Here is a 14659-nt window from a genome sequence, read left to right as displayed (position 1 = left end):
CCTCATTAAAATGTTAAGTTGACACCCATGTTGTAGGTTCTTACGAGTGGAAAAATGTATCCATTACTGTTTTGGCTAGTCGATTCCGGATCGATTCCATCCACTAAGCCTGTCCAAGTCAACAAGTTGTTACCGCTGACGAACACACGGAATCCTTTGATGCGTGCGCGTTCCATAAAACCGTGGGAAGCAAAATTGTAACCCAACATTACGTTTTTAAGGCGTACAAAATCGGTCGAACGCAACCAAAATGTACTGCTCAACCGAGAAGATTGTGATGCTCCATCAATAGCATTAAAAGCTGGATAATCGATTTGCTCGTTCGCAGCATATTTTTCCGGCGTCCAACGACCTTCGTTTACAGCAGCAATGATGCGATCGCCTCCGTAATAAGTATTACTTAAATCATACGATCCTTTCGCTGTTCCGATAATAAGCGCTGAAAAATCCCATTGCTTGTAGTTTACGTTAACTCGCGTATTGAAGCTGATTAATGGGAATGTTGGATATCCAATTGGCACTTGATCCTTGTTATCGATCAAACCATCTCCGTTGATGTCTTTATAACGAATATCTCCCAAATCAACCACCGGACTAAAGCTATTATGCGGACGGTTCGCTAACTCTTCTTGCGTGTTGTAGAAACCGTCAGCAATCAATCCTTTCGGTTGACCAATCATAAAACCGGTTTGATTCATCCATGGAAAAGGAAATGGTGCCTCCGCCATGTAATCGATTTTATTGCGCGTGTAGGAGAAGTTCGATTTAATAGAATATGACAGATCATTATTGATACGATCATTCCAACCCAACTCAAATTCCCAACCTTTGTTGCTAACTTCCCCAACGTTGGAAGCCGGAACGCCAGCCACACCTAAATTCGCTGAAATGATTGTTGGTTGTACTAAAATATCACGGCGTTTCTCATCGAAGTACGTTCCCGATAAAGTTAATCGATCACGGAAGAAATTCAAATCCATTTGGATGTTCGTTTTCTTTGCTCGCTCCCAAGTAACCAATGGATTTCCGACTGCTGATTCAAAAGCTCCACCAATTAATGGGTTAGTTGCTGATCCGTCGGTACTACCAAAGTAATAGCCATTTCCCGGATTGCCCATTGCCCATGAGTTTGGCAAATACAGATAGCGTAGGTTGCCGATTTGGTCATTACCAACTTCTCCATAGGATCCGCGGATTTTAGCGAAAGTAAACCAATCGTTTTGCTTAAAAAACGACTCGTTTGAGATTATCCATCCGGCAGAAAACGCTGGAAAGAAACCAAAGCGGCGCCCCGGAGCAAATTGTTCCGTACCATTATAAGCCATGTTACCTTCTACCAAATAGCGCTCATCGTAGTTGTAGGTTGCTCTACCTACGGCGCTCATCAATCCAGACGGCGTACTATATTGCAAACCATTGTCAAGATAACGCTGCGCATTTCCCAATAACAAACCGGAGATGGCGTGTTTATTGATGTTCGTGCTATAATCAACGCCTGCTTCATAATAGGTTCTTCTATAGTTCCTATTGAATAGATAATCGGTCAATGTATTGCTTACCGGCACATCACCACCTACATAAACGATCTCGTTCGGATTACTTGGGTTGCGATAAGCCGCGTATGTAGGAATTCCCGGTGTTACCGCATAGCCTTTCGTATAGCTATCGTCGTAAGCTACCGTAAAATGTGTTTTCAATCCATTCGTCAGATAATCCAAGGTATGATTTAAGCGAATTTGAGAGCTTAGGTTTGTTCCTTGTGAAACACCATAACCGCGGGTAGCGACATTTAACGGGTTGAAAACCTGACTCGGAAATCCACCGTTACCACCACGAATTGTACCGACTGGATTTGTCGCACTGCGATCCGCTCCTACGAAATGCAAAACGATACGATCGTCAACAATTCCGGGAGAAATAAACGGACCAAAGCCCAAGCTGTATAAAATAGCCTGATAGCGCGAAGCAATATTTGAGGATTCTACATCGCTGAAGTTATCCGATTTCGGATTTGCTGTGATGTTATTGATAAACTGCGCACTTAGATTGAAATTCACATCCAAGTTTCTAGTTACTTTAATATCAAAATTGTTCCTGAAATTATAGCGCGTGTATTTTGGTTCTTTGCCAGCATTTCCCAACGTTGTATAGGCTAAAATTCCGGTTTGATCGAAATAACCCAATGAACTGGCGTATTTGAATTTTTCGCGTCCGCCATTCACATTTACGTTGTATTGATTTTGGATACCCTGCTGACTGAATAACTCTTTATACCAATCGCGGCTCGTGAAATACAAAGCTGGACTTTCGCGCAATTGTTGTCTTTGTTGCTCCGTCAAAATCGTCATCGCATCGATTTCTGCGGATGTATAATCGCGGTTGTTCTGAAACTTCCACAATTCATCATCCGAGAAAAGCATATTGTTGAAAGATCCGTTGCCTGCTTGTTGCAACTTCATAATCGATTCGTTCCGACTTTTAGCAAACTCGTAGGAATTCGTCATTGGAATAAGTGCAGTTGGATTCGTCAAACCGCGGTTTGCAGAAACATTGAATGTCGGAGGACCAGTAGCACCGCGCTTCGTCGTTACGATGATTACACCATTCGCTCCGCGAATACCGAAAACTGCCGTTGCCGAAGCATCTTTCAGAATACTGATGTTAGCGATATCATTCGCATCGATCGCATCAAACATTGCAAAAGGATTTTCTGCGGGTTGTTGCACCCCATCAATCACTACTAGCGGATTTGCACCATTTAACGTTGCTGTACCACGAATACGTAACGTCGTGGAATTCTGCCCAGGTTCACCGCTATTCTGCATGCCGGTGATTCCGGGTGCCATCCCAACTAACATGTTGGAAACATTCGCCACCGGCGTTTGCACCAAATCTTTCCCTTCGACCACGCTGATAGATCCGGTCACGGTTGGCAATTTCTGCTTACCAAAACCAACTACGACCACTTCTTCCATAGCAAAGCCATCATCCGTCATCCGCACTTCCAATTCATTGAAAGACGTCACTACGATTTCTTGTGAACTGTACCCGAGGTACGAAAACACCAACGTATCTTGCAAAGAAGCCATCAATGAGAAATGTCCGTTGTTATCGGTGGATGTGCCTTCGCCCGTTTTCTTCAAACGAACGCTGACGCCGACAATCGCTTTCGCATTCTCATCAACCACCTTCCCGGATACCAACTCCTGCGCGTAACCCGTTGCGACGATTCCCCATAGCAAAAATACCAGGAGAAATGCCCGATTACATCGTCTCGCCCGTTCAATGCATGTACGACACGACATTTTTGTCATCCCAAAAGCCATAAATATTTCTTAGGTTAATTTATAATTGTTTGTCAGCCATTACAGCCCCGTAATCCACCTCGTTCATCATCATTTGAGGTGCGTGAATGCAATAGCAATGAGGACAAAGGTATCTTACTCGGCCAATATTTGAAGAGGATTTTTGAATCTTAATAGGGGTAAAAATGTTTCAAAATCGCGCTAAACGCGAATGAAGCATTATTTATTGGTACTTTCCTGAAATTTCGATGGCGTAATCTGATAAGCATCTCGAAACACACGTGTGAAATATTTCGGATCACTAAAGCCCACCGCATAAGCGATTTCCGCGATCGATAGATCGCTGTTTTGCAGCAATTGTTTGGATCGTTCTAAGCGCATGAAGCGAATAAATTCCACCGGACTTTTCCCAGTCGTATCCATCAATTTCCGGTACAGCGTTGCGCGTCCTAAATGTAGTTGCTCGCCCAATTCCTTCACGGAAAACTCGGCATTTTCCATGTTTTGTTCGACGATCCTCAAACAGCGTTGGATAAAAACGTCGGCTGCATTATCTGCAATCGGTTCCGACGGAGCTACGCTGACACGCTTTTGGAAAAGTTCCTGCGATTTATCTTGCTGAAGTAAAAGCGTGCGCACTTTGGAAAGCAATAAGGAAAGGTTAAACGGCTTTGTAATATAATCTACCGCACCAAGATTCAACCCCATAATTTGGGATTCTTCGGACTTCATCACGGTAAGAAACACAAACGGAATCATGGCGGTGCGCTTATCGCCTTTTATCTTTTCGCAAAAAGCGATTCCATTCATCTTCGGCATATTGACATCGCTGATAATCAAATGCGGATGTGCAGCCAGCGCTTTCTGCCAACCATCCAATCCATCCTCCGCTTCCGTCACTTGAAAATGCGCACGCAGGCTTTCACAAAGGAAAGTTCGCAGATCGTAGTTATCTTCCACCACTAAAATCCGATGTTTTCGCGTAGTGCTTTTTATATGTTGATCGGGTTCAGGTTTTTCAGAAAGCGATTCATCGGTCGTATGCGCTGTCAAATGCGGATTGTTGAAAGGAATCTTAACAACAAACTCGCTTCCTTCTCCCAATGTGCTATTCACCTGAATGCTGCCGCCATGCAGCTGTACAAAATCTTTGCAAATCGACAATCCAATCCCACTGCCTTGATTAATCAATTCATCATCGGTATCCACCTGATAAAAGCGATCAAATATTCTGTCTTGATCTTCGGTAGCAATGCCAATTCCGCTGTCCTTGATCCGTACTTGAATCTCATCGTCATCCATCTCCAAACGCAGGGAAACCTGACCGCCCGAAGGCGTAAACTTCACCGCGTTGGACAATAAATTGTAGAGAATACGTTCAATCTTCACCTGATCAAAATCCGTCACCAATGTTTCGGCTTCGCTATGGAAATCAAATCGGATATCTTTTTGAGAAAACGCTATGGCGAAGGATTGGAAGATTTCCCGACAGAACACCACGAGATCGCCAGCTGCTAAATTAAGCCCCATCTCATCCTTCTCCAACTTTTTGAAATCGATAATTTCGTCCACCAAATGCAACAATTTCTCCGCATTGCGCTGTATCATTTTCAGATGCGCACCATCCTGCTTAGCTGGCTGCTGAGCGAGTAAATGTTGAACCGGCGATAAAATTAACGATAGTGGCGTTTTGAGTTCATGACTCACATTGGTATAGAAATGCACTTTCATGGCTTCCACCTCATGCTGATGACGTGCTTCCTGAAAAGCTTTTTCTTGCTCAAAACGTTTTTGATTTCTTCGCACAAACCTGCGGCGTAAATAAAAAATCCCTACAGCAATTAACATTACATATATGGTAATCGCCCACCAAGTTGCCCATATCGGCGGAAGAATTTCTATAGAAAGCTGAATCGGTTCGGATGCCCAAGCGCCTTCGCCATCAACGGCACGTAAGGTCAATTCATAGCTTCCTGCGGTCAGTCCGGTAAATGTTATTTTGCCATAATTATCTTCGATCGGCGCCCAATCTTCATTCAATCCTTTCATGGTGTACTTAAACCGCAACTTCTCCACGTTCAGCACATTCAGCGCAGCAAAATCCAATGTAAAAGAATGCGTGCTTGCCGGCAGCGTAATCGATTTGGTAAACAATACGCTTTGCGATAAAACTGTCGTACCATCGTAATCGCGGCCGATGGTAACCGGCTGGTGATCGAGATGTAAATCCGTGAAAGCAAGGGTTGCCTGCGGTCGTTGCTCTTTGATCAATTGCGGATCAATAACATTAAATCCGTTGCTGCCGCCAAAAATCATTTCGCCTCTGCGCGTTACGACAGCAGCAGCTTCGTTGAATACGGAACCTTGCAAGCCATCCGATTCGCCGAAGTTTTCGACTTGAATTTTATCGGTGTCGCTGCCGTAGCGGATATGACTGATTCCATTGGAGGTGCTAATCCAAATACTTCCGGGCGTTCCGGATATGATTCGGAAAACCGTACTACTCGGCAAACCATCTTGCGTTCCATAACGACGAACCGTCTTGGTGGATTTATCGTAGCGATTTAATCCATCTCGGGTTGATATCCACACATTGTTTTCCAAATCTGGAAACAGATCGAAAACCATGTTATTGCTCAAGCTGTTGTGTTTGCCTTTTTCGTATTTAAGCGTACGCACTAGCTTGCCTAACGGATCGTAAACCTCTAATCCGGCTGATCCAGCTGCCCAAATCCAACCTTGTTGATCTTCGAAAATGGCATTGATAGAATACGCAAACGGATAACTTTGTCGGAAACTGCGGAATTGCTGTTTTTCACGATCATATTGCTGCAGTCCGTCGGTCAACGTACCTAACCAAAGTTTCGATCGGCTGTCTTCAAAAATTGTCCAAACGCTCGCATTACCATCCGCAGACACGTTTTGCTTGTGCCTTCGAAATGTCTTTCCATCAAAGCTGTTCAAACCACCGAAATACGTTCCGATCCACAAAACATCCTGTCGATCGATGTATAAACTGGTAATTACATTGCTCGAAATGCTTCGCTCATTTCCGGGCAGGTGCGTGAAGGTTTGGTACGTACCTCGAACGCGATCGAAATAGAGCAGTCCGCCACCATTCGTTCCAATCCAAATATTCCCGCTTTTATCCTCCGCAAAACAATTCACATCATCATACGGCAAGCTATTTTTGTCGGTAATCTGATGTTTATGCAAGGAAATCCATGATTTATTCGGACTATAATAGCTTGCTCCGGATTTCACCGTACCTAACCAAACGGTGCCGTTACCATCTTTATAAATGCTCTGTATAGCATTGTCAGGATTGCCATAATCGGTTTGAATGGATGGAATATATCGTGTCGTTTTATTCTTTTTATTAATCAAATTAATACCGCCATGATCGGTAGCCACCCAAAGGATTCCTTGATCATCCTGCGTAATTCCATTGACAATATCATTGTTCAACAAATATGCGGAAGCGGCATTATGGCTGTGCACTAACCTGCGTTGGGCAGCGTCGTAATACCACAATCCCATCTTTCTTCCCGGCACATAAACCCAAGGATCACCATCCTGATCGGTGAAAATTTCGTACGGTTCCTCGGAGCTATTTATTAGGTCAAATTGCGCTAAAACTTTTAAATCTTTCGGGTTCCGACGTTCCGCTCTACCTTCGGTATATACAATCCACAAGAATCCGCGTCGATCAAAACTGACCGAAGAAACGTGATTAGAGAAAAGAGGATTATTCTTTTGGTCGGCATGAATGTGTTCCGTTTTACCGGATTTTTCGTAGAAAACGTAAATACCTTCTTCCGGGTAAATAAACCAATAATCTTCGTTTATGCCGCGAACGATGGTTTTGAACCACTGGTGCGGAACACCAATCGTGCGCAAATAATCTTGTGGATTGGAAGAGAATTGTTCTTTTTGTTGGTTGTATTTGTTCCAGCCGTTCGGTGTGTATGCCCAAAGCGCTTTCGAAGGGCCAATAATGAGTTTATCGATGTAATTTTCGTTGATACTTGTGCTATCGGCTTCATCGTGCGTAAATACTTTGAAGCGAAAACCATCGTATCGATTCAATCCAGAAGCGGTGCCGAACCAAAGGAAGTTTTGCTCATCGCGGATAATGGCCGTAACCCGCGTATTGGAAAGTTTGCTGTCTTTTCCAATGCGATTAAAGCGATAAGCTTGCGGTTGCGCGTGCGAAACATTTGCAAGTTGCAAACACAGGCAACTTAACAGAATGTATTTTAAAAATATAGATAAATACGCGCAGTAGCTCATTACTTAAGATCTGTCTTCCAACAATTACCAAGCTTCAGCAGCCGAGTAAACAACGGTTTATAAGGTTCGATTTATTCTGCGAATATAGGGCTTTTTAGGAAATGGGGATTGTTGAGGCAATAGAAGAATTCTTGTCATCAACTTAAGACCCAACCCCTTCCTTTATCGCTTTCCATGTTTCTGCGGAAAGCACCGATTTAAAATTTATGCCTTTTCCTTGTCGGTATTTGCGGACATATTTTGCTCGTTCCTTAGATTCAGGGTGTGTACTTATCCAAGTCAGGTATTTAGACAACTCACTTTCACTGTCGGACAGCCTATGCAGAAATTTGCCAAACGGTTCAGGATCAATATTCGCTTTCAGCAAATAGTCGACCGCTTTTATATCCGCTTCCTTCTCGAAACTCCGATCAAACGCGGTGGAGGAAATCGTTCTTGCTGTTTCTCTGATCACTTCCGTGCCTACGTTTCCAGTTGTCATTGCGATCAGCGCGGACAATCCAATTTCTTTACCGAGCTTTTTCATAACATGATTCAGCTCGATATGCGCCATTTCGTGTCCGATTACGCCCGCCAATTCCTCTTGGTTTTCTGCATTATGAATCAACCCGGTGTAAATCACCAAATGACCGTCCGGCAACGCGAAAGCGTTGATTTCACTATTCCACAATACGTGGACTTTCAAATCTTCGCGAGAAATATTGTTCGCATCACAAAGATGGGTGACAAGACTATCTATCGATTCTAAGACCCTTGCATCTTTTACTTCCTTCCATTTTTATTAAGTTAATTTATTAATTTGATGATTATTATGCTAAGGAATTATGTCCAATCCGTTCATTTTGTAGAAATGAATTTTCGGTCAGCCTACCAATAATACGACAATGCTGGGAATTTTCAAAATATCATTTTTTGAAAAGTACGACGATTAGCTTCCGAATTACTCACCAATTTTAAGTGACAAACTATATCGCTTTAATTCTTAAACTCCACCAGCTCCTCATTCCCCAAATCGTACTCGAAAATTTTATGGTTTTCTACATCAATATAAATCCACTGCATGATTGAAAAATGTCTTTCCATAGATGTACGACCGATTCCGAGCACATCGTAATGCCGGCCATTTTCTTCGCGTTCTTCAATAGAATATTCTATTTGCTCACTACTTTTTAATGCCGATACAATAAGCTTATTTTTCGAATTGGCAATATAATATTCAGCCGATAAGTACAAATGATCGAGGTATTCCTGCGAATAACCTTCATTGGTGTAGTGATATTTTAAGGATTTACCATATTTCTTCCTGAAACCGGATGCGGCGCCGTCTTTAACTTTTTTGATTTTCAGCAACCAATCCGCTATCTCCGGCGTGTCGCCATCGCCGGCAATATAAATGGTATCCTTCGTCCAAATTATTTCACAAACATCTCCTCGTAACAGACTACGATCTTCATTTTTATCATTGATAAAAACGGATGGCTCTTTCCCTGCTTTCGTGTACAACAACATGTAATCGCCTTGATCATTATAAGCCTCAAATTCGAATGTATCGATAAAGTTGGTAGTTTTTCGAACTGCAGGTTTTGTTGCTTTTGATTCCTCAGCAAATGTCGCGGTATCCAGTGCTACTGATTTGCCTTCAACCGCTTTCGGAGCATTGTTGGCACATGCCTGTGCAATTAAGACGCTGGCAAATAATGAAATGATGTAATAAATTTTCATCTTAAATTATAAAAAACGAACAACCTAAATCAACGTGCTAATCCACCAATATAATGTTCTCCGACAAGGAATAATTGAAATTTAAAATTTTATTCATTTCCTCGAAATTGGATGCATCCTGCGTATCCGACGAAGTGACATCCCCATATATAAACAAATGTGAGTTCTTGTATTTACAATATTTCAAAGTGAACATCGACCCGAGAATGGGTTTATCTGCTTCAAAATCATAGCTCACTCTATATCCAACTATTCTATCATCTTCTTGCTTTATGAGCACCATATCGCTAGCATCCGCGATATATTTTTCCAAATCGAATGCAGAAGAATCACTGGATACCCAAATCGTTAACTGTTTCAATCCATAATCCTGAGCATGTTCTACATCGTAAACACGAGAATTATCTTTTATTGAGCCGATCTTTATACTTCCGAACACCTCATTTTTAAGATCCCCCGTTTCCCATAAATCTATTTCTTCCGGAATTTGCAATTCGATATCATAATCGAATTTGTCGTCATAAATAATCGCTTTTTTTGTCGGCAACTTTTCAGCTGAATTTAGTGTTATAGGTAAGTTTTTAGCAAGTTCATTTTTAAAAGCACTTATCTTTTGCGCAACCTGCTTTTGATATTCCAGTTCATCTGCAACGTCCTTTTGGTATTCTTCTTTTCCAACTCGCTTAAACTCCATAATGGTATTTTTTGAAGAAGAATTCGTTGCGTTATCTACAAACTTGATCAAAAAGTTATCGCCATCAAAAACAGCCTCATACATCTCATAATAATCTCGATCTTCAACCTGAAGTTGACGCAAACTTTTGAAGTCTTTTACGTTCAAGCTGAACTTTTCAGGTATTTCAAAATGTAGGCTATCGTTATGTTTCACGAAGTGAAAATTACGATCAAAAAGATCCTGCATCAACGCGCCGGTCATTCCGATAAACGGCTGATCATCTTCTCGATGAATTCGTTCTATTTTCCAATACGTTTCTGCATCTTGACCGCAAGATGGAAGCGAAAGAACAGTAATTAGGATGGATAACATGACGGAGATTTTTCTCATTTCAAATCTTTATTAACAAAGTATAAACCAATAAAATTTATGACAGCGAATGCCATCCAGAATGGCGCGGCAAAGAAAATGGCGAAGAAAAACAGCGGCACAATGCCTTTCAATCCAGCAATCAAGATGTTATCTGCTGATTGTCGGAGATCGATTGCGGTGAAAACACAGGCAATCATCATCGACAGAAGGCTTAACGCAACTGACAAACCAACAACGCGCACCGTTTTAATTTTCCGGTCTTTCTTTCGGAATTGGTACGTGCAAATGGCATAAAGTAACATCACGCAAATGCATGTTAGCAAAACGTAAAAAACAGAAACTTTGAACATAGCCAACAGCGCTACTCCTCCAATCAGGATTTGTAGAGAAACACAGCAGATCACAAGCATTATATTTCGCGTTCGCATAGGTCGATTAATTCATTAGTGTTGTTCCATTTGACTAAACAGACTTCCTATTTGGATCATTTGACCCTTAAAACATTTCAAAAATAGTTTTCCCTTTTATTTGAAAAAACTCCTCCAACATCTTCCAAGAATCTAGCACCTTTTTGAAAAAAGGCATGCCTATCAGCAACGCAGAAACAGCCGGAGCCATATATTGATTCACACCGAGCGCCAACAAAATAGTTAGCACGACCAATGTACCAGCATTAAAAAGCAACACATCTTTACCCGAGAAAAATTTCTCAATATTCTTTTGAGCTAGATAGGGAATTAATGCCATCGAGTTAATCATGATTCCTACAAATGACGCTAAGATCAATTTATCTACAAACGATATGGTTTCCGCGTAAGATTTATCAAAAACCAGAAGGCTCATAGGCATGGCAACAAACATGAATAGATACGCAATAGTCCTAAAGAAAAAGACACTAAACAATTCTTGCCTTGAACTTGCATCACTTCTAGATAGTTTCCATAGACGGAAATCTTGATAAGCAAGTACCAATCCCATTGATATGATCACTCCCCAAATTATCCTCAAAAAATGCTTATCGAATTGCAGACGCTCATCGCCAATCAAAAGTTCGAATTGCGCATTGGGATTCTCGGCCAAAAATCTGGTTTCGAAGTAATACCGGTAAAAAAGATCGACAACAGTATCTATAGACAAAAAGACTCCCAAACTCAACATGAGTATAATTAGATTTAAGGAAGATATTTTTCGAATCATATTGCAAAGTTCATTTAACAAATCTTCTTGAAGATAATACACGCTTTCATTAGACGTAATACTGGTTTACAATTCATTCCAATCCGTTTACAATTCGCTATAAAATTATGTGCAGTCATCAGTTAATAAACATGAAAAGCATTCAAATTGTAAATGCATAATTGCGAATCATAAACGATCGACAGATTTTACCATCGCTTCGCGTACATTGAGCTCAGATTAAAGCAATTAAAATGAGTCATTTGTTTTTTGTCCGTAGGTTGTTATGCGCCGTGTGCGTTTTAATCTGTTCGTTTTGCGCGCTAGCGCAAGAAAGCGAAACGGAAGAGAAAACGCGATTAGCATTGCTCGCTTACACGGATAAAGAATACGATAAAGCGGCAGAGCTTTATGAAGAGCTTTTGGAAAAAGATTACAAAAACACATATCTGCTATCGCAATGTGGATTGAGCTATTACCATCAAAAGAAATACGAGCAAGCGAGAGAAAAGTTGCGTTTGGCCACTTTGTACGGCGATGTGAATGACAAATCGAAAATGGCCTTATACTATTCCAATCTTTCGGCCGCTTATTCCCATTTAAACGATGATGAAAAAGCTTTTGAGAATGCCGTAAAAGCTTATTACATGGACAAATCATCACAAAACCGATTGTGGAACGCGGCATCCATGGCACAAAACCTAAGCCGATATGATGATTGTTTAAAGTTGATGAATGATGCCGAAACCGGATCGCTGAACAATGCGTTTCAAACATTATATGCGCGATCGTATTATGGCAAACAAAACTTCGAGTTAGCTTATCAATATTACGTTACTTTCTTCGATCACTACGACCAAAACGACGATTACGTCCCGCTCATTATCAAAGATGAGCGAAACAATTTTTGGAATGCTTCGCTGCTACTTATTGCCGCGACTGACGATGAACAAAAGCAAAATCAGATTATAGATCAGGTGTTGCGCATAAAAAAGGCTCATCCTTCAATCATGTTTCGCCAGGATTTGCTTAATGGCTTTACATCGGAAAACAACTATTGCAAAAGATTTAAACTCCACTGTGCCAGCTGCGAAAAAGTTTTCCGCGCTTGGGTGAATGATCCAAATATCTACGACGAACTTCGATTTAACTTCTACGCGCTGCATCAATACGAAAAAGCGCATCAATGGAGCACGGAGTTTTTAAAGGAGGATTTGGGTGAGCTGCAGAGCGAAATCCAGCAAGTTCAATTTCTTTCCGCGTTGCACATCTATTTAGCAGATTACAAAAAACGTGGCAATGCAGAGGATGCTAAAAAGACAAACGAATTACTGGCCGACTTCGACAATTTCTTCGACTCCAACACCACATATACCGATGAACAATTCGGAAGTATTCCGGGAATTGAAGATTTGTTATTCGGCGTGAATGAAGCTTTCCAGAAAAATTTTGAAAGTATTGCAGAGCAACGGAATGTTGCACATTTATATAGAAAATTCATGGAAAGAATCCCCATTGATAGCATCAGAAATCAGGTAATCGATATGCTGGATTTGGAAATCAACAATGAAGTAAAACCACAATCATGAGAAAAGAAACAGAAGATAATAACGGTTCGAAATCATTCTTATACATCATCGTAGCAATCGTCATTCTCACAGTAGCAGCGTTCGGCGTTTACCGATATCAGAAGCCAAAATCAGAGCCAACACCTTTCGCCGTGTTGCCGGATTCCACTAAAAACTTACCGATGCAAAGCAAAAAAGACAGTTTGCCACCGGAAGATTCCTTATCAATTCCCTCGACGCTGCCGATTGATTACGATGGGGACAACGGCCCGTGGGTAGCTTACCGCATCATCGGCCATTCCGATGATTTGACGGCGCGAAATTTACGATTCGGCGACAAGGTTTGGGTGGATGACAACCAGTCGGATGAATCCCACAAAGCCGTGCTCATGGGAGCAGCTCGCAATCAAGGCAGCAACTCCTTGATAAGATTGAATGCGGATTTACTGATCGAAGAATATCGTTTCGAAAAATACAAAACCAATTTTTCTCTAGCGCCATTTGCAACGCTTTCATCTGGCGTTAAAAAAATACTTTTAGACGACAACTATAGCGATGGAAATACATACAGCTTAACGCAAAATGAAGCACGAGCAAAATCGGCCGTCGCGTTTGGTGATTTCGACGAAGATGGACTGGAAGATGTGGCTGTGATTATTGATAACAACGAAAAGCAGATTAGCCGACTGCTTATCCTATGCATAAATAAGGTCACGCAGCAACCATATATCGCGTTCGCTGAAAATTACGCTGATAAAATGCGTGTCCGATCTTTCAAGAAAAATGCGAAAATCTACATGAACACGAGTGAATTCGTTCCTGCACCGCGAGAGGGCATTATTGCAACCGCTGAAGATGTGGTATTAGCGATCCTTTATGATATGCAAGCGCAGAAATTTAAAACGTATTTCCAAGAATAACAGTATCCAAAAACAACGTCGTGAAGCACTTTATTAACATAGAAATTCAAAACCTTAGAACGCTTAGAAAAATCGTTTTAAGCATATTGCTACTCATCAATTTTGGATTGCTCGGATTCTTTATTTATTCCATGTACGACGCGTATCAGGATCGTAATTTACTTCTCGGCTTCCTCTCGCACAGCCTTCCGTCCATTTTATACATACAGCTTGCGCTTGCGCTGTTATTTGCTCCTTTAATATGGATTATTAATCGCCGATTTCGCTTTATTCTATTTGAAATGAACGACTTAAAAGAAGAATACGCCATGCTATATCAGGATTATTGCAATAGCGTTCCGCGCATGTTTTCGACTTTGCCACAATATCTATTTTCCCAAAAAGGACTACTTGTTTTTAACAACTTAAAGCGCGTAACGATCCTTCCGAAATCCATCGAAAGCATATCGATTCGGAGAATGGATATGGGACGTTTCGGCAAAAAATGCGATGTACAAATTCTAGAAAGCAACAGCCGAACAACGAAAATGAGTTTTGCTTCCATATATCCAGAAGAAGTGGAGTTTCTTAAACAGCATATTCGATTAGTCAACACGCGAATTGCAATTTACGAAGAAGCGTAAATGA

10 protein-coding genes are annotated in these 14659 nt (G+C 41.4%); 3 read left to right on the top strand and 7 right to left on the bottom strand.

The features are described 5' to 3' along the window. Positions 1-5: 5 nt before the first annotated feature. The 7 genes from ACFSQ3_RS05775 to ACFSQ3_RS05745 all read right to left on the bottom strand — a co-directional run bounded on the left by ACFSQ3_RS05775 (position 6) and on the right by ACFSQ3_RS05745 (position 11565). Positions 6-3242: a SusC/RagA family TonB-linked outer membrane protein gene (locus ACFSQ3_RS05775; protein WP_380868347.1), complete on the bottom strand. Its 3237-nt coding sequence runs from the start codon at positions 3240-3242 to the stop codon at positions 6-8. 282 nt (positions 3243-3524) lie between these two features. Further along, entirely contained in the window at positions 3525-7538 is a 4014-nt protein-coding gene (locus ACFSQ3_RS05770; RefSeq protein WP_380868346.1) for a hybrid sensor histidine kinase/response regulator transcription factor, read from the bottom strand. A 202-nt stretch (positions 7539-7740) separates the two neighbouring features. Further along, positions 7741-8337, bottom strand: coding sequence for a M48 family metallopeptidase (locus tag ACFSQ3_RS05765; RefSeq protein ID WP_380868482.1), 597 nt, complete (start codon positions 8335-8337; stop codon positions 7741-7743). A gap of 236 nt (positions 8338-8573) precedes the next feature. Continuing rightward, positions 8574-9320 carry a hypothetical protein gene (locus tag ACFSQ3_RS05760; protein WP_380868345.1) on the bottom strand — a complete coding sequence of 249 codons (747 nt, stop codon included), beginning with the start codon at positions 9318-9320 and terminating at the stop codon, positions 8574-8576. A 37-nt stretch (positions 9321-9357) separates the two neighbouring features. Further along, complete coding sequence (locus tag ACFSQ3_RS05755) at positions 9358-10386, bottom strand: hypothetical protein (protein WP_380868343.1); 1029 nt, start codon at positions 10384-10386, stop codon at positions 9358-9360. Then, on the bottom strand, positions 10383-10778 hold the full coding sequence (locus ACFSQ3_RS05750; protein WP_380868342.1) for an ABC transporter permease: 396 nt from the start codon (positions 10776-10778) through the stop codon (positions 10383-10385). The genes ACFSQ3_RS05755 and ACFSQ3_RS05750 overlap by 4 nt, the downstream gene beginning before the upstream one ends. An 85-nt stretch (positions 10779-10863) precedes the next feature. Further along, the gene (locus tag ACFSQ3_RS05745; protein ID WP_380868341.1) at positions 10864-11565 is read right to left on the bottom strand and encodes a hypothetical protein; all 702 of its coding nucleotides are present in this window, start codon (positions 11563-11565) and stop codon (positions 10864-10866) included. Positions 11566-11798: 233 nt separating this feature from the next. Here ACFSQ3_RS05745 and ACFSQ3_RS05740 point away from each other — a divergent pair, with 233 nt between their 5' ends. Genes ACFSQ3_RS05740 through ACFSQ3_RS05730 form a run of 3 tightly spaced genes read left to right on the top strand, consistent with a single transcriptional unit; the run spans position 11799 to position 14655 of the window. Beyond that, positions 11799-13133 carry a tetratricopeptide repeat protein gene (locus ACFSQ3_RS05740; RefSeq protein WP_380868339.1) on the top strand — a complete coding sequence of 445 codons (1335 nt, stop codon included), beginning with the start codon at positions 11799-11801 and terminating at the stop codon, positions 13131-13133. Beyond that, positions 13130-14032 carry a hypothetical protein gene (locus tag ACFSQ3_RS05735; RefSeq protein WP_380868337.1) on the top strand — a complete coding sequence of 301 codons (903 nt, stop codon included), beginning with the start codon at positions 13130-13132 and terminating at the stop codon, positions 14030-14032. Before ACFSQ3_RS05740 ends, ACFSQ3_RS05735 begins: the two co-directional genes overlap by 4 nt. Before the next feature lie 20 nt (positions 14033-14052). After that, positions 14053-14655 (top strand): hypothetical protein, encoded by a 603-nt coding sequence (locus ACFSQ3_RS05730; protein WP_380868335.1) that lies wholly within the window; start codon positions 14053-14055, stop codon positions 14653-14655. Positions 14656-14659: the final 4 nt, after the last annotated feature.

Source organism: Sphingobacterium corticis, from assembly GCF_042684745.1.
GTDB lineage: Bacteria > Bacteroidota > Bacteroidia > Sphingobacteriales > Sphingobacteriaceae > Sphingobacterium > Sphingobacterium corticis.
Note: the sequence above shows the minus strand (reverse complement) of the source record. Positions and strands in the feature narration are given on the sequence as shown.

Coding starts and splice junctions, on each gene's coding strand:
- ACFSQ3_RS05745 (WP_380868341.1), bottom strand. CDS start 11,565: ATGATTCGAAAAATATCTTCCTTAAATCTAATTATACTCATGTTGAGT.
- ACFSQ3_RS05755 (WP_380868343.1), bottom strand. CDS start 10,386: ATGAGAAAAATCTCCGTCATGTTATCCATCCTAATTACTGTTCTTTCG.
- ACFSQ3_RS05740 (WP_380868339.1), top strand. CDS start 11,799: ATGAGTCATTTGTTTTTTGTCCGTAGGTTGTTATGCGCCGTGTGCGTT.
- ACFSQ3_RS05750 (WP_380868342.1), bottom strand. CDS start 10,778: ATGCTTGTGATCTGCTGTGTTTCTCTACAAATCCTGATTGGAGGAGTA.
- ACFSQ3_RS05760 (WP_380868345.1), bottom strand. CDS start 9,320: ATGAAAATTTATTACATCATTTCATTATTTGCCAGCGTCTTAATTGCA.
- ACFSQ3_RS05735 (WP_380868337.1), top strand. CDS start 13,130: ATGAGAAAAGAAACAGAAGATAATAACGGTTCGAAATCATTCTTATAC.